Below are 16371 nucleotides of genomic sequence, written 5' to 3'. Positions count from 1 at the left end.
CAAAGGGCGGGAATCATTGGCCTTCTTGCTACTCGGCCGAGGAAGCGTCGGGGGATGTGTCCCCGTCCTCGCCCCCGGCGGACGCCTCGGTGGGCGCCGGAGCAGGAGCCGCCTCGGGCAGCGCCTTGGCCCGCTCCAGACCCGCGCTGTCATTCAGCTGGGTGTAGAGGGCCACGGCCTTGTCGCGCTGCTGCAGCTCCTCCGCGAGCTGGGCGGCGCGAGTCAGGTTGCCGAGCTTCTCGTGGAGCGGCAGGGCCTTGTCCTTGCGCCCCGCGGCCTCCCACGCCTCGGCGGACGCGGCGACGTCGCCCAGCAGCTCCAGCCAGCGGGCACGGCCCGCGGGCTTCTGCTCCGACTCGGCCCGGGCCAGCTCGCGCTGCGCCAGCTCCTTCGCCTCGTCGTCCAGCTTCAGCCGCTGCATGAAGTGGAACGCCTTGGGCGGAGGCAGCGTGCCGAGCACCTCCACCGCCTCGCGGCGCTGGCCGGCCGCCACGAGCAGCGTGGCCGCGCCCAGACGGTCTCCACGCTCCACCAGGCTCTTCACCTCGAGCCCGCGGATGCGGTTGGCGCTGGCCATGTCCCGCGAGCGCTCGTACGACTTGCGCGCCAGGGTCAGCTTGCCCGCGCGCTCATAGGCGAGCGCCGCCTGGTCGAACTGGCGGGCCCGCTCGTACAGGCGCGCCACGTTCTCGAAGTCACCCTTGCCCACGTAGTGCTCCATGAGGAGCTCGTAGGCGCCGGCCTTCTCCAGCGTGGGGGCGAGCTGATCCGCCGGCAGCGTGCTCACCAGCTTGCGCGCGGAGTCGTTGTCCCCACCCGCGAGGGCGTTGCGCAGGGCGCTCTTGAGGTCCCCGCCCGCCTCGAACAGGCGCGCCGCGTCGGCGAAGCCGCCGTTGCGCTCGTGGAGCCGGCCCGCGTCACGCGTGCGGCCCATGGCCTCCAGCTGCTTGGCCTGCTCCTTCCAGTCCCCGGTCAGCTCGGGCACCGGACGGCGATCACCGGGCGCGCCGCGCTCCGGACGCTCACCGCGCTCCCGACGCTCGCCCCGCTCCGGGCGCTCACGACGCTCACCGGACGCGCCGCGCTCCGGACGCTCACCGCGCTCCCGACGCTCGCCCCGCTCCGGGCGCTCGCGACGCTCACCGCGCTCCGGACGCGACTCCGTCCGGGCCTGCGCGGGCGCCTGGGGCTCCTCGACCTCGGGGCCCGGCTGACGGCCGCTGGCGGTGAAGGCCGCCTCGGCGCGCTCCTTGTCGCCCGCAGCACGCCAGACCTGTCCCACCAGGAACAGCACGTCCGTCCACGCGTCGAACTTCTCCTTCGCCGGGTCCACCGCGGGCGCCGCCGGAGCCGCCGCCTCCGCGGGCGCGCCCTCCGTGGCGACAGCCTCGGCACCCTCGGCCGGAGCCGCCGCCTCCGCAGCAGCCGCGGGGGCCTCGGCCGGAGCCGCGTCGGCGGCGGCAGCCTCCGGCGCGGCCGGCTTGGGCTGACGCTGCACGCGCAGCATCGTGGTGATGAGGCGACCTCGCGTGTTGAGGTCCAGATCATCCAGGGACTTCAGCCGCATGGGCCGCAGCGAGCGGACGATCGCCTGCAGCGGAGCCTTCTCGGCCGTGAAGTCCGTCTTGGACAGCGCCTTCTCCAGGACGCTCAGCTCGGAGATGACCCGCTGGCCCGGGCCCACGGGGCCCTCGTCGCGGCCACGACCCCGGCCCTCGCCACGGCCACGTCCCTCGCCCCTGCCACCACCAGGGCCTCCGGGACCGCCACGGCCACCAAATCCACCGCCAGGACCATCACGGCGCGGGCCCTGACCCGGCGCACCCCCGTCACGACCGCGCCCACCCTGGCGCGGCCCACCGCTTCCATTCTCCTGAGGCACGTCTATCTCCCGCTAGAACGCGTAGCGAATGTTCGGCGCCACAGCGAATCCGAACGAGCCTCCGGAAACGAGGTAGTTCCCCGTGACCTCGAGCCCCACGGAAAAGTGGCGCAACCGTGTGTAGTACTCCACTCCGGGCCCGGCAAACACAAGAATGTCGGAATCCGGAAGGAGACGCTTCGGCGAGAACATCGCATAACCCGCGCCCGCGCGGAGATAGAACCACGTGCGCTTCACTTCCTGGCTGTCGGCCAGGCCCACCAGACGCGCGCGCAGCACCGCGCCCGGGACGAAGGTGGAGTAGTCCCCGGACACCGCGCCGCCGGACTCGCCGATGTACTCGGCGCTGGTGCGGATGCTGGAGCCCATGACGAACAGGCCCACGGAGATGCGCTCGCCCAGGTCCACGCCCACCTCCACCTGGGCCATGGGGCCGGAGGAGAAGGGCCGGGGCGTCCCCTCGGCCGCGGGCGGGTTGGTCACGAACAGCGGACCGCCGAGCAGCGCGAAGTAGAAGCCCCGCTCGATTTCATCGAACGTGGTGGCGGGCCGGTCACCCGTCGCCGTGGTGGGTGGTTGCTGTGCGCTCGCGGCCATGGGGAGGACGAACGCGGCACACAGGGCAATGGGGGCGAGGGCTTTCATGCGGTCCTGAGGTTGACGGGGGCGCCCACGGGGGACGGGAGCCGGGGTGACTGCGCGGGCGGCCCCGGGGAAGGGCCGCCCGTCCGACAATGAACATCCGGCGCGCTACTCGCCGGACTGCTTGAAGATGAACGGATAGGTGACGACCACCACGCCACCACCCTTGGGCTCGGGGAACTTCCAGGTGCGAACGCGGCCCGCCACACACGTCTCCAGCTCCGCGTTGCCCGCCGTGGACTGCGCCACCGAGGACGACGCCACGGAGCCGGTGGCCGTGATGACGAACTTCACCGCCACCTTGCCGCCCAGCTTCGGGAAGCGGTTGAGCATGCTCTCGTAGCAGTAGCGGATCTGCGCGCGGTTGGCCTGGATGACCTTGCGGATGAGCTCCTTGTCCAGCGAGCCCATGACCTCCGGGTCGGACGAGGTGATGCCCACGTCCACACTGGACTTGCCGCCCAAAACGCCCACGCCGGTGCCGTAGCTGCCGGTGCCACCGCCGCGGCCCTTGGTGCCGATGCCGCCGATGCCCACGGTGTCACCCGTGCCGCCACCGCCGCCGCCGGAGCCGCGCAGGCCCAGGCCGCCGAAGCCGCCCGAGTTGCCCGCCTTGGCGCCGAACATGTTGCCCATGGCGCTCTTCAGGTCGCCGCCCAGGCCCTTGCTGCCGAAGACGGTGGAGATGCCGCCCTTGCCGCCGCCGAAGATCTTCGCGGTCAGCGCGCGCGCCTCGTCCTTCTTGTTCGGGTCGCCCTTGGGCGCGGTGCGGTTGTTGGTCTTGGGCGCGTCCTTCTTGCCCATCTGACCCTCGTCACCGCGGCTCTTGGCCGCCATCTCGCCGCTCTTCTTCGCCTCCTTCTGCTGATTGAGGCGCTCGAGGAACTTGTTCTTCTGCACCTCGGGCGGCTTGATGATGAGCTTGGCGATGCGCGCGGAGTTGGCGGACAGCTCGTCCGCGTACTCGTCACCCTCGCCGGTGCGGTTCATCGCGGTGATGACGAACGCGGTGGCCGCGAAGAACATCACCAGGAAGATGTTGAGCGCGGTGTAGTCCAGCGACTCGCCCAGCGGCGCCACGACGCGCTTGGGAACGGACTGGAAGACGGCCTCCATCGTCACGCCGCCCAGGTCCACCCAGAAGAAGTCCTCCGCGTCGAGCGTGAGCGTGTACGCGTCACCCTCGTGCGAGGCCTTGCCGGACTCGATGACCGCCTTGAGCTCCTGCGTCTCGCCCTTGCGCACCAGCTCGCCCTTCATCTTGCCGGTGAAGCGCACGGTGAAGGACTGGCCGTCGGTGCGGAGCACCTCGAAGCGCGGGCCGCCCAGTTTGGCGTCCCCCATGACGAAGTCGACGCCCGCGGCGCTGCCCACCGCCACGGCGCGCTTGGCGCCCGGGCCCACGAAGAACTCGCCCACCCGCTGATCGCCCCAGGAGAAGCGCAGCGCCACGCCCTGCGGACCGCTCGACTTGGAGCGGCGCACGGTGCGAGCACGCGGCGCGGCCTCGGCGGCGGCCTCGCGGGCCACGGGAGCGGGCTGCTCTTCGGCGGCCACGATGGCGTTCTTCTGCGTGGCGGCGACGGAGGCATCCAGCGCGCCCGAGCTCGCGGCGGCGGCCGGAGCGGGGGCCTCGGGCTCGGCGGCCACGGCGGCGGCCTGCGCGAGCCCGGCGGCCGGAGCTCCCGCGGCCAGCACGGGGTTCTTCTCCGTGGTGGCGTCGGTGCTCGCGGCGGCGACGGCCAGGTTCACCGCGGCCACGGCGGCCGGGTTCTCCAGGTGGATGGTCGTCCCACCCACGCGAATCCTGTCACCGAACGACAGCTGGCCCTTGTTGACCCGCTTGTCGTTGACATACGTCCCCTCGACGCTGCCCATGTCGATGATGGACATGGAGCCGTCGCCGGCGACCTCGATGACGGAGTGGATGCGGCTGACCTTCTCGTCCTCCAGGCACAGGTGCGCCGAGGACAGACGGCCAATCTTGATGATGTCGCGCTCGTAGTCCTTGGACGTGACCAACGTCTCGCCCTTGAAGACCTTGAGTGTCAGCGGAACGGCCATGAAGGCTCCTGCGTGGGGTCAATGCCCGGTATGACAACGCGCGCGCCGGCAGGTTCCCACCGGCGCAGGAAGGCGGAAACTACAGCTCGCCCACCGACTGCATCACCTTGTCCTCGAAGTCCTCGCGGATGCGGATGAGGTTCGAGTGCTTCACCCTCTCGCGGGCGTCGATGTACTCGCCGTCCGGCTTGGTGAGGTCGCCTTCGATGGTGTCGTCCTCGAAGTCGATGTTGGTCGTCTTCGAGTAGCGCACATTGCCGTCGCCCGCCCCACCACCCGCCGGCTTGGCGGCGTCGTCATCCTGGGCGAACGCGGTCGCCGCCGAGAGCACCGCGCACAGCATCAGAGCCTTCCGCATCACTGTCTCCCACGCGGGCCCCGCCGGGCCCGTTCCACACCGTGTGTCCGCTGACGCGGACACCGCGAAGGTTCGCATCATCGCCCCGGGGCCCGCCACAGCGAAGGCACCCGGGGACGTCCCAACTTTCACAGCAGGTCGTCTTCGGGCTCACCCGGCTCGGAAGGATCCGCCGTGCCTGCATTCTTCTTCTCCGCGGGCGCGGGCGCAGGTGCGGGCGACGGGGGCGGAGTCCCACCCGCGGGCGTGGCCTGCGCGCCCGTGCCGGAGCCGGCCACCGGAGCCACGGCGCCACCCGGGGGCGGGGCCTGGTTCTTCTCCTGGTTCTTCTTCTCCGCGGCCTGCATCTGGGACTGCTGCTGCTTCTGGAGCTCCTCCATCTTCTTCGCCTGCTGCTCGGCCATGGCGGCCTCGCGCTTGGCGTTGACGAGGGTCTCCGCCTCGCGCAGCAGCCCGAAGACCGGGGACTCACCGGAGAGGCCCACGCCGTCACCCGCCATGGCGACGTACTTCTTGTAGAGCTCCAGGGCGCGCTCGGGTGCGTCCTTCACCTTGTGCAGGATGATGGCGCGGTTGAGGCTCACCGCCGCCAGCTCCGGGTCGAGCTTCTCCGCCTCGTCGTACTCCTGCATCGCCTTGTCGTACTGCCCCTGGCCCTTGTAGGAGAGGCCCAGGTTCAGGTGCGCGGTGGCGTTCTTCCCGTCCGCCTGCAGGATGCGGCGCAGGTGCTCCTCGGCGCCGGGGTAGTCCTCCGCGTCGAGCGACAGCTGGGCCAGCTCCACGTGCGAGGGGACATAGTCGTCGCGCGCCTCCAGTGCCTTCTTGAAGGACAGCCGCGCGTCGTCCGCGTTGCCCTCGCGCAGTTGGATGATGCCCACCAGGTGGTGCAGCTCCGGGTCCGCGCCGTCCAGCTTCACGCCGCGCAGCGCCACCAGCTTCGCCATGGAGAGCTGCTTGCGGTCCAGGTAGCTGCGGATCATCACCTTCAGCGCGGTGGTGGACGCGGGGTCGCGCATCAGCGCGCCGCGCGACAGCTCCATCGCCTTGTCGTGGTCGTTCTGCTGCCGGTAGATCTCCGCCAGACGGGCGCGCGACTGCGCGTCGTCCGGGTAGCGCTGGAGGACCTCCTGGTAGAGGGCCACGGCGCCGGCCACGTTGCCCGCGTTCTGCTCCATGACGGCCAGGTTCTCCGACGCCTGGCGCAGCGAGGGCTTCTTGGTGAGCGCGGCCTTGTAGCGGGCCTTGGCCTCGGTGGTGTTGCCCTGGCGCTCGGCGATGACGCCCAGGTTGTACTCTGCCTCGGCCAGGTTCGCGTCGGACTCCAGGGCCGACTTGAACTTGCGCTCCAGCGCCGGGTAGTCGAACGCCTTGGCCTTCTTTTGCGTGTCGAAGGACTTCACCGCGTCCTCGAAGCGGGCCTTGGCCGTGTTCGAGATGGGCGGCGGCGGCGCATCCGACGGGGACTTCGCGACGGGGCCCTTGGACGGAGCCGCGGGGCCGGTGGCCTTGGACGAGGAGCAGCCGGCGGCGATGAGCGCCGCGGCGGCCAGCAGGGGGAACAGGCGCATGGTACGGGTCGTCCGGTTCATTAGAGGAAGTCCTCCGGCTCCTCGTCGGCGCCGCCCGACTTGGCGGGCTTGGTGCCATCCGGGGTGGAGGCGGTGGACTTGGTGTCCACCTGGGTCTCGGTCTGCGAGCGCAGCTGCGCGGTGAGGTCCGTGAGGTCCTCCTGCAGCGTCTCCTTCTTCTTCTGGGCCTCGGCCACCGCGGTGGGCGCCGGGGGCGGCACGTCCTGGATGCCCGCGAGCACGTCACCACCGATGAGCTGGCTGCGGCTCTTCAGGGCGACCTTCTCCTCGTGCATCTCCGGGTAGCGGTCCGGCTGGTAGGTCGTGCGCAGCATCTTCAGCGCCTCGGCGGCGCAGTCGTTGAACACGTCCAGCTCGCGGCTCTTGGCCACCGTGGCGGCGAAGGCCTCCGTGGCCTTGTCCTTGAGCGGCTGGGCCTGGTTGGAGAACTCGTCGCGCAGCGCCTGCTGGGACTCCTCGTCCAGGCCGCGGGGCATGGGCGCGTTGGTGACGCGGTCGGCGAAGTGGTCGTACGCCAGGCCGATGCGGTTGAGCGCGCACAGCGACGGCTCGGGCGCGCCCAGGGACACCGTCTGCACGTACTTCTTCTCCACCACCTGCAGCGCGCGGCTCTTGTCCTGGATGCTGGCGCGGAAGCGGTCCGGCGACGGCGGGGCGCCCCAGTACAGCTTCAGGCGCTTGTACTCGGCCCAGTCCGGCTCCACGCCCAGGAAGTGCGCCTGGGCGGCGGTGGCCAGCGCGGGCTTCTCCAGCGTGGTCTGCACGCGGCGCGGCAGCTGGTCGAAGTGCTCGCCCACGCGCTTGTACATGCGCACCACGTCGCGCGTCTTGTTCATCTTCTTGTACAGGTCGATGATGCGACCCTCGGCCGTGAGGAACTTGCTGGCCGAGCGCATGTTGTCGCGCTCGTACTCCTCCAGCATCTTGATGGCCTTCATCGCCGCGCCGCTCTTGCCGGTCAGGTCGATGATGGACAGCCGGATGTCGTCCGCGTCCTTCGCCTTCGGCCACAGCTCCAGGTAGCGCTCGCGGTTCTTCAGCGCGGCCTTCGTCTGGCCCAGGCCCTCGCGGTAGGTGGACGCGTTGAACAGCGCCACCTGCGCCTTGGACTCGTCCCACTTCTGCACCACCGCGGGCTTGTTGTCGTCGCCGCCGCCCTTCCTGGCGTTCCTGGCGCTCTTGCCGCGCGCCTTGGCGCCGCCGCCGCCCTTCTCCCCGAGGCTGCGCTCGTAGCCCTTCACGTACAGCTCGTACGTGGTCGCGGCCTGCTCGAAGTCGCCGATGGCCTCCAGCGCCTCCGCGTTCGCGTAGATGGAGTCCGGCACGTACTTGGAACGGGGGTACTGCGCGAAGAGCCGGGCGCGGACCTCGATGGTCTTATCCAGCATCTTGGCTTTGTAGTAGTCGACGGACGCGTTGTAGAGCGCCAGGTCGGCGATCTCCGTCTGCGGGAAGTCGTGCACGAAGTTGAGGTACGCCTCGGCCGCCTTGGCGAACTCCTTCTTCTCCTCCAGCTGGCTGACCAGCTTGAAGGACGACTGCTCGATGAGCTTCGCCAGGTCGTCGCGGAACTTGCCCGTCGCCAGCTTGTCGTTGGCGTAGAAGCGGCGCGCCCACTCGTTCACCTTCGCGAAGTCCTGCAGCAGGTTGTACGAGTCCAGGATGAGGTTGGCGCTGATCTCCGCCGCGCGCGAGCCGTCCTCGAACTTGTACTCGGGGTAGCCGAGCGCGATCTCGCTGAAGCGCAGCACCGCCTCGTCGAAGTGGTTGTGGCGGTAGTAGATGTTGGCCGCCTTGAAGGCGATCTCCACCCGCTTGTCGCCCTTGGGCACGTACTTGAGGTAGCGCTCGCACGCGTCCAGCAGCGCCTTCTTCAGCGTGGGGATGGTGGCCTTCTTGGTGATGTCGGAAGACACACCCTCGCTCTTCGCCTCGCCGCGCGACTCGGCCGTCTTGACGACCTCGTCGTAGGCGAGCACCGCGTTGTAGGCGGCGTTCTGCAGCCACTTGCCCGGCTTGCCCGGCTTGGGCTTGCCCTTGTCGTCCTTGGCCTCCAGCACCTTGGCGTCCTGCAGGACGACCAGCGTGTAGTTGGCGGCGGACTTCTCGTAGTTCTGCAGGTTGTCGTTGAGCAGCTCCGCCCAGAAGAAGCGCAGGTCGTACGCCTTGGGGTTGTCCGGGAAGAGCGTGAGGTAGTCGCTGTAGACGGCGTCCGCGTAGCGGAACGTGTCCTCGTTGCGCGTCTTCTTGCCCTCGTTGTGCCAGGTGACGGCCAGGTTGGACAGGGTGCGCTCGGACAGCTCCTTCGCCTCGGCGAGCAGCTTCTTGTCCTTGTCCTCCTTGATGACGCCGGAGCCCTCGACCTCCTTCATGATCTTCACGAGCCGGCGCACCTGGGCCACGGTGCGCTCCTTGTTGCCCATGCGCAGGATGCAGTCGACGATCTTCCCCTGGAAGCCGGGCGCCTCGGGCGACAGCGGCTTCTCCTTGATGAGGGAGTTGAAGGTCAGCGCCGCTTCGCGGTCCTTGCCGTCGCCGTAGTACATGTTGGCGAGCTGCTTCATCATCGTGAAGCGATCATCCGGATTGGACGCGACCTTGCCGAAGTCCGCGCGCGCCTGGGCCACGTCACCCTGATGCGCGTACGCGCGCACGTAGTCCGTGCGGGCCTCGCGCACCAGCGAGCCACGGCCGCTCTTGCCGCCGTCCTTCTCCACCGCGTTGGCGCCGGCCAGTTCGCCGTAGAGCACCACCGTCTTGAACTTGTCCTTCGCCGCCTCGTAGTCGCCCAGGTTGTAGTGGCACCAGCCCTGCTTGTAGAGGGCGAACGCGTACACCTGGCTCTCGGGGAACTCGGCGGCCTTCTTGTAGGCCACCAGCGCCTTCTCCAGCTCCGGGCGCTTGCCCTTGGAGTTGTTGAAGTAGTACTCGCCGAACGCTAGGTACGCGTCGGGGATGAACTTGGACGTCGGGTGCTTCTCCACCAGGCGCTTGAAGGCGACGAGCGCCTTCCTGTCCTGGCCCTCCTCCATCAGGTACTGACCGAGGAAGAAGAGCACCTCGTCCGTGCGCTCGAACTTCGGGTGCTCCTGGACGATCTTCGTGTACTGCTCGACGGCGAGCTTGCCGTACTCCTTCTGCCTGGCGACGAGCTCCGCCTTCTCCGCCTTGGCGCGCTGCTGGCCCGCGGCGTCGTTGGCGTTCATCGCCTTGAGCAGGTCGTCGTCCTTGCGGTTGGCCTCGAAGAAATAGAACTTCGATTCCTCCCAATAGAACTCACCCAACCGGAACAACAGGCTGGGGACCTCCTTCGGGTCCGGCGACAGCGAGATGATCTTCTTCAGCGAGGCGATCTGCTCGCGCCGCTTGGAAGCCACCTGGAACTCGACGCCGAGGCGGAACTGGTCGTACTGGAGCGCGGGAGCGACTTCTTCCTTCTTCTTCTCTCGCGTGATGTCTCCGGCAAGGGACTTGTCCACCGCGGTGGCGGACTTCCTGCCGAGGTCGGCGTCACGCGGCGCTTTCTTCTCCTGAGCGGCGGAGGCCGTGGCCAGGAGCACGAGGCAGACGAGGAGCGAACGGCGCATGGTCTTCCTAAGCGGGGGGGACCGGCGTCCCCGGTTGCTTGCCAGACAGCCAAGTGGCCGGGAATCTTCGGGAATTTCCATTCGGGGAGAACCACTATGCGCGGTTTCCAAGGGCAGGGTCAACCCTGACTGGCTGGCCGCTCCAGAAGTGGAAAGCATGCCGGCAAACTTCCAGAACGACTGTGAAAAGGACGACAAGGTGGTTGCCTTGTCGGACCCACCGGGTATGGGGGAGCGGACGGCCGGCTGTCCGGTCGCCCTGCTGGGAGTTGTGCTGGATCATGAGCCTGTTGCCAGAGAGCGCCAGCTTCGAGGAGCTGGTGCAGGACTACTTCCTCGCGGTGCGTGGCGCGGGGCTCATGTTGTCGGCGTTGGACACGGAGCTGCTCACGGCGTGGGCCCGGGAGGGCGTGCCCTTCGAGGTGGTGGCGCGAGGCATCTCCCGCTCCGCGGAGAAGGCCCTGTGGGATGCGCGTCCGGGTGAGCCGGTGCTGCGCAACCTGCGCGCGTGCCGGCGGCAGGTGGACGCGGAGATCAAGAAGTACCGCGCGCTGGCGGCGGGCGCGGGCGTGGCCGCGGAGCCGGAGGCCCCCTCGCGACGTCGCAAGGCGCTGTCGTGGGAAGAGACCCGACACGCCCGGCTGGTGGACGCGCTCGAGGACCTGGCGGGGCGGGACTCCACGCTGGCGCCCCGGGTGGCGTGGCTGCGTGGGACGGTGCTGGCCCGCGTTCCGGAGGAGCCCTCCGCGCTGGATGCCCAGGAGTCCTTGAGCTTCCTGGTGCTCCTGCGCGCCCTGCCCTTCTCTCAACGTCACCAGGTGTGGCGCGACGCGCTTTCGGTGGGTAGCGAACAACAGGTGATGTCCGTGCGCGCGAGGAAGCTGTCGCGGCGCTTTCGCCTGGTGGCGGCGGTGCGGCGACGACTGGGCGTGAAGGAAGTGTGAGAAGCGGCCCGACACTGCTCGTATGTTCAGTTCACGAGGGGACGGGGAAGGGCTCTGCTATGGCGATGCGCGAGATGGGTGTGGGAGCGAAGGTGGGCGGCGACGGCTGCCGTGTGTGTTCCGGCCGGACGTACGTCATCGAACGGCAGGGAGACCAGGCCCAGGCGCGCGTGTGCGTGTGCTCGGAGAGCTGCTCCGTCTGCGAGGGACGTGGCCATGTGCTCGTGGAGCGCGAGGCCGTCTTCAGCCAGAAGGTGGGTCCCAAGCGCTACGAGGTGATGGAGCCGTGCTCGTGCACGCGGCGGCGGCGGCGCGTGTCGCTCTACAACGAGGTGCGGCTGCCCGGCGTGGTGGCGCATGCGTCGTTCGACAACTACCGGGCCTTCAACGAGGCGCAGGACCGGGGCCGCGGCGTGGCGATGCACTTCGGCCACCAGTACGTGAAGGGCGCGACGTCCAAGGGCTTCATCCTGAGTGGCCCGGTGGGCACGGGGAAGACGCACCTGCTCGCGGCCACGCTCGGCCACCTGGTCATCGAGGTGGGCGTGCGGGCGCGGTACGTGGAGATCTCGCTGCTCTACGCCACCATCCGGCGCGGCTTCCAGGAGGGCAAGAGCGGCGGGGAGATCATCGGGCCGCTGTCGGAGGTGGAGGTGCTGGCCATCGACGAGCTGGGCAAGGGGCGCGGCAGTCCCTTCGAGATGGAGACGCTCGATGAGCTCATCGCCCGCCGCTACAACGCGGGGCGCACCACGCTGTTCGCGACGAACTACTCGCTGGAGCCGGAGAAGAAGCAGCGCACCCACGGGCCCACGGGCTACCGGACCACGGAGGACGCGCGCGCCGCGGTGAAGGACTACGAGCTGCTGCGCGAGCGCGTGGGCGAGCGCATCTACAGCCGCCTGTGCGAGATGTGCACCTTCGTGGAGCTGCCGAAGGACACGCCGGACCGTCGGCGCACGCGGCAGGAGATGGACTCGCTGCACAACCCGCCCGCGGGAATGCGCAGCGCGGGCCGCTGAGCGCTTCCGGGTCGGAGCCGGGTATTCCGGCTCACGACAGTGGACGTGCCCGCGGGTCCTTTGCGTCAATGCGCGGATGACCGACGCCATCCTCGTCCTCGTCACCGCGCCCTCCGCCGACAAGGCCGCCGAGCTGGCGCGAAGCCTCGTGGAGGAGCAGCTCGCCGCGTGCGGCAACATCCTCCCCGGGCTGCGCTCCATCTACCGCTGGGAGGGCAAGGTGCAGGACGACGCGGAGGCGCTCATCCTCTTCAAGACGCGCGCCTCCCTCTTCGACGCCCTGCGCTCGCGCATCGTCGAGCTGCACCCCTACGACGTGCCGGAGGTCTTGCGCTTCGACATCGCCAGTGGCCATGCGCCCTACCTGGCCTGGATCCTGGACAGCACCCGCGCGCCGTCATGACGGGGCTGTCGTCGGCTCGGGCGTGACGGAGACACCGGCGTCCGCGGTGAAGACGAAGTGTCCGTCCTGGAAGTCGACGAGGATGCGCTGGCCCTCGCTCACCGAGCCTCGGAGCAGCATGCGGCTGATCTCCGTCTCCAGCTCGCGCTGGATGACGCGGCGAAGGGGCCTTGCCCCATAGCGCGGCTCGAAGCCCCGCTCCGCCAGCGCGTCGCGCGCGGTGTCCGTCAGCTCCAGGCGCAGGTTCTGCCCGTGCAGCTTGCGGCGGGTGGCCTCCAGCATCGTGTCGACGATGCGCCTCAACTGCGCGGGGTTGAGCGGATGGAAGACGATGATGTCGTCGATGCGGTTGATGAACTCCGGACGGAAGTGGCCGCGCAGCGCGTTCATCACCGCCTCGCTGGCGCGCTCCCGGCCCGTCTTCTCCTCGTCCTCCGAGCGCTGGAAGCCCAGCGCCGCCCTCGCGGCCCCCATCGCCTCCGAGCCCAGGTTGGACGTCATGATGATGACCGCGTTCTTGAAGTCCACCGTGCGCCCGCGTGAGTCCGTGAGCCGGCCGTCATCCAGGATTTGCAACAGCAGGTTGAACACGTCCGGGTGGGCCTTCTCCACCTCGTCGAACAGCAGCACCGAGTAGGGCCTGCGCCGCACGGCCTCCGTCAACCGACCGGCCTCCTCGTAGCCCACGTAACCGGGCGGCGCGCCGATGAGACGGCTCACGGTGTGGCGCTCCTGGAACTCGGACATGTCCAGGCGGATCATCGCGGCCTCGTCGTTGAACAGGTAGTCGGCCAGCGCGCGCGCCGTCTCCGTCTTCCCCACGCCCGTGGGCCCCAGGAACAGGAACGAGCCGATGGGCCGGTTCGGGTCCTTCAGCCCCGCGCGCGCACGGCGCACGGCTTCAGCGATGGCCCGGAGCGCGTCCTCCTGCCCCACCACGCGCTGCTTCAGCGCGTCCTCCATCTCCAAGAGTCGCTGGCTCTCCTCCTGCTGCAGCTTGCGCGCGGGGATGCCCGTCCACTCACTCACCACCGTGGCGATGTCCTCGGGCGTCACGGAGGGCTCGGTGACACCGCGTTTCAATTGCCACTGGGTCCGCAGCCCCTCCAGCTCGGTGCGCAGGGTCTCGATTTCACCCTTGAGCCGGCTGGCCTCCTCGTAGCGCTCCCCCGCCACCGCGGCGCTCTTGTCCTTCTCCTTCTGCTCCAGCATCGCCTCCACCTCGCCCAGGCGGTCCGGCGCGGTGCGCGCGCCCAGGCGCACCATGGCGGAGGCCTCGTCGAGCAGGTCGATGGCCTTGTCCGGCAGGAAGCGGTCATTGACGTACTTGTCCGACAGCTCGACGGACGCCGTCAGCGACGTGTCGAGGATCTTCACCCGGTGGTGCGCCTCGTACGCGTCGCGCAGCCCGCGCAGGATTTCGATGGCCTGCTCCGGCGTGGGCTCCGCCACCATGACCGGCTGGAAGCGCCGCTCGAGCGCGGCGTCCTTCTCGATGTTCTTGCGGTATTCGTCCAGCGTCGTGGCGCCCAGGCACTGGAGCTCGCCCCGCGCCAGGGCGGGCTTGAGCAGGTTGGACGCGTCCACCGCGCCCTCCGCGCCGCCCGCCCCCACCACCGTGTGCACCTCGTCGATGAAGAGGATGATCTGCCCCTTGAGGGCGCGAATCTCATCCATCAGTCCCTTGAAGCGCTCCTCGAATTCGCCCCGGAACTTCGTGCCTCCCAGCACGCTGCCCAGGTCCAGCGACAACACGCGCTTGTCCTTGAGCACCTCCGGCACATCCCCCGAGATGATTCGCTGCGCGAGCCCCTCCGCGATGGCCGTCTTGCCCACACCCGGCTCGCCGATGAGCACCGGGTTGTTCTTCGTCTTGCGGCTCAAGATGCGGATGACGCGGCTGATCTCCTTCTCGCGCCCGATGACCGGGTCCAGCTCCCCGGCTCGCGCGAGCGCGGACACATCCCGCGTGAAGCGCGTGAGGTTCGGCGGCAGGCCTCCGCTCCCCTGACGGGCTCCGCCTCCGGGCGCGGGCGTGGCCGGGCCCCCTATCGAGGCCATCAGGCGCTTGCGCAGTTCGTTGACGTCGACGCCCGAGAGGAACTGCGCGGCGAAGCTCTCCGCCTCCATCAGGATGCCCAGCAACAGGTGCTCGGGACCGATGAAGCTGTGCCCCATCTGCAGGGCCTGGAGCCGCGCGATCTGGAGCACGCGCTTGACGCCGGAGGACAGCGCGACGACGGCCGCCTTGCGCGGCTCGCGGCGCGGCATCACCGCGTCCAGTCGCGTCTCGAACTCGTCCACGGGCGCGCCCAGGTGCTTGAGTGCCTCGCGCAGCTCCGGCACCGAGTGCAACAACGACAACAGCAGATGCTCGATGCGCATCCGCTCATAGCCCGAGTCGAGCGTCATCCGCGCCGCGCGCTCCAACACCTGCTGCGCCATCTCCGACAGCTGCGTGAGCAGGTTCTCCCGGCTCCGCGGGCGCGGGCCCATCAACTGCTCGACGAGGCTCTCCAGGCTGCCGAAGCCGTTCGCTCCGCTCAGCCCCACGCCCATCGCGCTCGCGCAGTGGTTGCAGAGCTGGAGGGTCGTCTCCTGTCCCTCCATCCGCTTCTTGAGCTGGACCGCGGCCGGGCGCGTTCCACAGTTCTGACACAGCATGGTCGACGACCTCCGCGCTCCACTCCCTCGGGCAAGCTAGGGACGGAGGCGGGCGTGGGGCTCGGCCACGAGCAGGCGTGCTGACGAGGCGCCCTCCTGCTCCTCGGAGGGTGGACACGCATGAGCGCGTCACCTCACCCCCGGGGACATTGCCCCCGCGTGAGGCCGGCCGCACATCTTCCTTTCGGGTCAGCCCCAGGGGAACATCGGTCCGAGCGCCCCGGAGAGCCATGTCGCCTCGCCTGACCCTCCCAGCCCGTTCCGCACGCCTCGCCCTCCTGGGCGCCACGGTGCTGTGTGCGTGTACTTCGGGACGGGTCGCGTCGCGGGATGAGGGCGCCGAGCGCATCGCGGCCATCATCGGGACACCGGAGCGCGAGGAGCCCATCCCCGAGGGCATCGTCTTCGTGCCGGACACGACGCCGCTGCCCGAGGAGGACTCGCTCGCCCTGAGCGACGCCCCCGAGCCGCCCCGTCTCCCGGAGCGGGTGGACCGTGGATGGCCCTGGGCGCCCTACTCCACCGGACCGCTGCTCGGCATGTGCTCGCGGCCACCGCACCGGGCCATCCTCCCGGCCCCCGTGCCTCCGGCGTGTCTGCTGGCGCCAGGCTCCATCCGCTTCCACCTCACGCCGAGGCCCGGTGGCAGCATCCCGGGCCTGCTGCCCTGACCGGCTCCGTCAGGCCTGCGCAATCGACTTGGGCGGCAGATTGAGCACCTGGCCCACCTTGATCTTGTCCGGGTCCTTGAGCTGGTCCTTGTTGGCCTCGAAGATCTTGGGGTACAGCTTCACGTCCCCGTAGATGTCCTTGGCCAGCTTCCCCAGCGTGTCGCCGGACTTCACCGTGTAGAGGCCGTACGGCTCCGCGTTCGTCACGGTGAGGTTGACCATGATCTCCTGCTGCCAGTTCGCGTGCTTCGCCTTGATCTGATCCCAGATGCGGTCGCGGTCCCACGCGTGGTCCACCGAGCCCTTGAGGATGAGCTTCCCGTTCTCCTCTCGGGACTCGACCTTCGCGCCAACCGTCTTCGCCACCTCGAGCACGTCCTGATAGTCGTTCTGCAGGGCCATGGGCGCTCCTCCTGTCGGGTCCGGTCGCACGATGTCCACGCAGCGGCCAGCGTGCGAGGCGGCGCACTGTAGGCACGCCCGCCTCGACTCCTGTCTCGCCCTCCAGGCCCTCGTGTTCGCCGCGTAACGGACACCGTCGCGAG

At 69.3% G+C, this 16371-nt stretch carries 12 protein-coding genes; 4 read left to right on the top strand and 8 right to left on the bottom strand.

Going from position 1 to position 16371, the window contains the following annotated elements:
- Positions 1 to 28 precede the first annotated feature (28 nt).
- From K8640_RS03345 to K8640_RS03320, 6 genes are all read right to left on the bottom strand, one after another.
- Positions 29 to 1684, bottom strand: a complete 1656-nt coding sequence (locus K8640_RS03345) for a DEAD/DEAH box helicase (RefSeq protein ID WP_223745735.1) — start codon at positions 1682 to 1684, stop codon at positions 29 to 31.
- A gap of 210 nt (positions 1685 to 1894) precedes the next feature.
- Positions 1895 to 2527 (bottom strand): adventurous gliding motility protein CglE, encoded by a 633-nt coding sequence (cglE, locus tag K8640_RS03340; RefSeq protein WP_141324395.1) that lies wholly within the window; start codon positions 2525 to 2527, stop codon positions 1895 to 1897.
- 105 nt (positions 2528 to 2632) lie between these two features.
- The gene (gene gltG, locus K8640_RS03335) at positions 2633 to 4588 is read right to left on the bottom strand and encodes an adventurous gliding motility protein GltG (RefSeq protein ID WP_223745734.1); all 1956 of its coding nucleotides are present in this window, start codon (positions 4586 to 4588) and stop codon (positions 2633 to 2635) included.
- Positions 4589 to 4667: 79 nt separating this feature from the next.
- A complete protein-coding gene (cglF, locus tag K8640_RS03330; RefSeq protein ID WP_223745733.1) occupies positions 4668 to 4946 on the bottom strand; it encodes an adventurous gliding motility protein CglF in 279 nt (92 codons plus the stop codon).
- A gap of 128 nt (positions 4947 to 5074) precedes the next feature.
- Complete coding sequence (gene gltE, locus K8640_RS03325; protein WP_223745732.1) at positions 5075 to 6535, bottom strand: adventurous gliding motility TPR repeat lipoprotein GltE; 1461 nt, start codon at positions 6533 to 6535, stop codon at positions 5075 to 5077.
- Positions 6535 to 10122 (bottom strand): tetratricopeptide repeat protein, encoded by a 3588-nt coding sequence (locus K8640_RS03320; RefSeq protein WP_223745731.1) that lies wholly within the window; start codon positions 10120 to 10122, stop codon positions 6535 to 6537. Before K8640_RS03320 ends, gltE begins: the two co-directional genes overlap by 1 nt.
- A 281-nt stretch (positions 10123 to 10403) precedes the next feature.
- Between K8640_RS03320 and K8640_RS03315 the strand changes: the two genes are divergently transcribed.
- The 3 genes from K8640_RS03315 to cutA all read left to right on the top strand — a co-directional run bounded on the left by K8640_RS03315 (position 10404) and on the right by cutA (position 12491).
- A complete protein-coding gene (locus K8640_RS03315; RefSeq protein WP_141324400.1) occupies positions 10404 to 11066 on the top strand; it encodes a hypothetical protein in 663 nt (220 codons plus the stop codon).
- Positions 11067 to 11125: 59 nt separating this feature from the next.
- Positions 11126 to 12088 carry an ATP-binding protein gene (locus K8640_RS03310; RefSeq protein WP_223745730.1) on the top strand — a complete coding sequence of 321 codons (963 nt, stop codon included), beginning with the start codon at positions 11126 to 11128 and terminating at the stop codon, positions 12086 to 12088.
- A gap of 76 nt (positions 12089 to 12164) precedes the next feature.
- Complete coding sequence (gene cutA, locus K8640_RS03305; protein WP_223745729.1) at positions 12165 to 12491, top strand: divalent-cation tolerance protein CutA; 327 nt, start codon at positions 12165 to 12167, stop codon at positions 12489 to 12491.
- On the opposite strand, the gene K8640_RS03300 is transcribed toward cutA, so the two are convergent.
- Positions 12486 to 15155 carry an ATP-dependent Clp protease ATP-binding subunit gene (locus tag K8640_RS03300; RefSeq protein ID WP_223745728.1) on the bottom strand — a complete coding sequence of 890 codons (2670 nt, stop codon included), beginning with the start codon at positions 15153 to 15155 and terminating at the stop codon, positions 12486 to 12488. The genes cutA and K8640_RS03300 overlap by 6 nt on opposite strands.
- A gap of 230 nt (positions 15156 to 15385) precedes the next feature.
- Here K8640_RS03300 and K8640_RS03295 point away from each other — a divergent pair, with 230 nt between their 5' ends.
- Complete coding sequence (locus K8640_RS03295) at positions 15386 to 15826, top strand: hypothetical protein (protein WP_223745727.1); 441 nt, start codon at positions 15386 to 15388, stop codon at positions 15824 to 15826.
- A gap of 9 nt (positions 15827 to 15835) precedes the next feature.
- On the opposite strand, the gene K8640_RS03290 is transcribed toward K8640_RS03295, so the two are convergent.
- Positions 15836 to 16228: a LysM peptidoglycan-binding domain-containing protein gene (locus K8640_RS03290; RefSeq protein ID WP_223745726.1), complete on the bottom strand. Its 393-nt coding sequence runs from the start codon at positions 16226 to 16228 to the stop codon at positions 15836 to 15838.
- Positions 16229 to 16371 lie beyond the last annotated feature (143 nt).

Source organism: Myxococcus sp. XM-1-1-1, assembly GCF_020037095.1.
Lineage (GTDB): Bacteria > Myxococcota > Myxococcia > Myxococcales > Myxococcaceae > Myxococcus > Myxococcus fulvus.
The sequence above is the reverse complement of the archived record's forward strand: the minus strand, read 5'-3'. Positions and strand labels throughout refer to the sequence as shown.

Coding starts and splice junctions, on each gene's coding strand:
- K8640_RS03290 (WP_223745726.1), bottom strand. CDS start 16,228: ATGGCCCTGCAGAACGACTATCAGGACGTGCTCGAGGTGGCGAAGACG.
- gltE (WP_223745732.1), bottom strand. CDS start 6,535: ATGAACCGGACGACCCGTACCATGCGCCTGTTCCCCCTGCTGGCCGCC.
- K8640_RS03310 (WP_223745730.1), top strand. CDS start 11,126: ATGGCGATGCGCGAGATGGGTGTGGGAGCGAAGGTGGGCGGCGACGGC.
- cutA (WP_223745729.1), top strand. CDS start 12,165: ATGACCGACGCCATCCTCGTCCTCGTCACCGCGCCCTCCGCCGACAAG.
- gltG (WP_223745734.1), bottom strand. CDS start 4,588: ATGGCCGTTCCGCTGACACTCAAGGTCTTCAAGGGCGAGACGTTGGTC.
- cglE (WP_141324395.1), bottom strand. CDS start 2,527: ATGAAAGCCCTCGCCCCCATTGCCCTGTGTGCCGCGTTCGTCCTCCCC.
- K8640_RS03300 (WP_223745728.1), bottom strand. CDS start 15,155: ATGCTGTGTCAGAACTGTGGAACGCGCCCGGCCGCGGTCCAGCTCAAG.
- cglF (WP_223745733.1), bottom strand. CDS start 4,946: ATGCGGAAGGCTCTGATGCTGTGCGCGGTGCTCTCGGCGGCGACCGCG.
- K8640_RS03315 (WP_141324400.1), top strand. CDS start 10,404: ATGAGCCTGTTGCCAGAGAGCGCCAGCTTCGAGGAGCTGGTGCAGGAC.
- K8640_RS03295 (WP_223745727.1), top strand. CDS start 15,386: ATGTCGCCTCGCCTGACCCTCCCAGCCCGTTCCGCACGCCTCGCCCTC.
- K8640_RS03320 (WP_223745731.1), bottom strand. CDS start 10,122: ATGCGCCGTTCGCTCCTCGTCTGCCTCGTGCTCCTGGCCACGGCCTCC.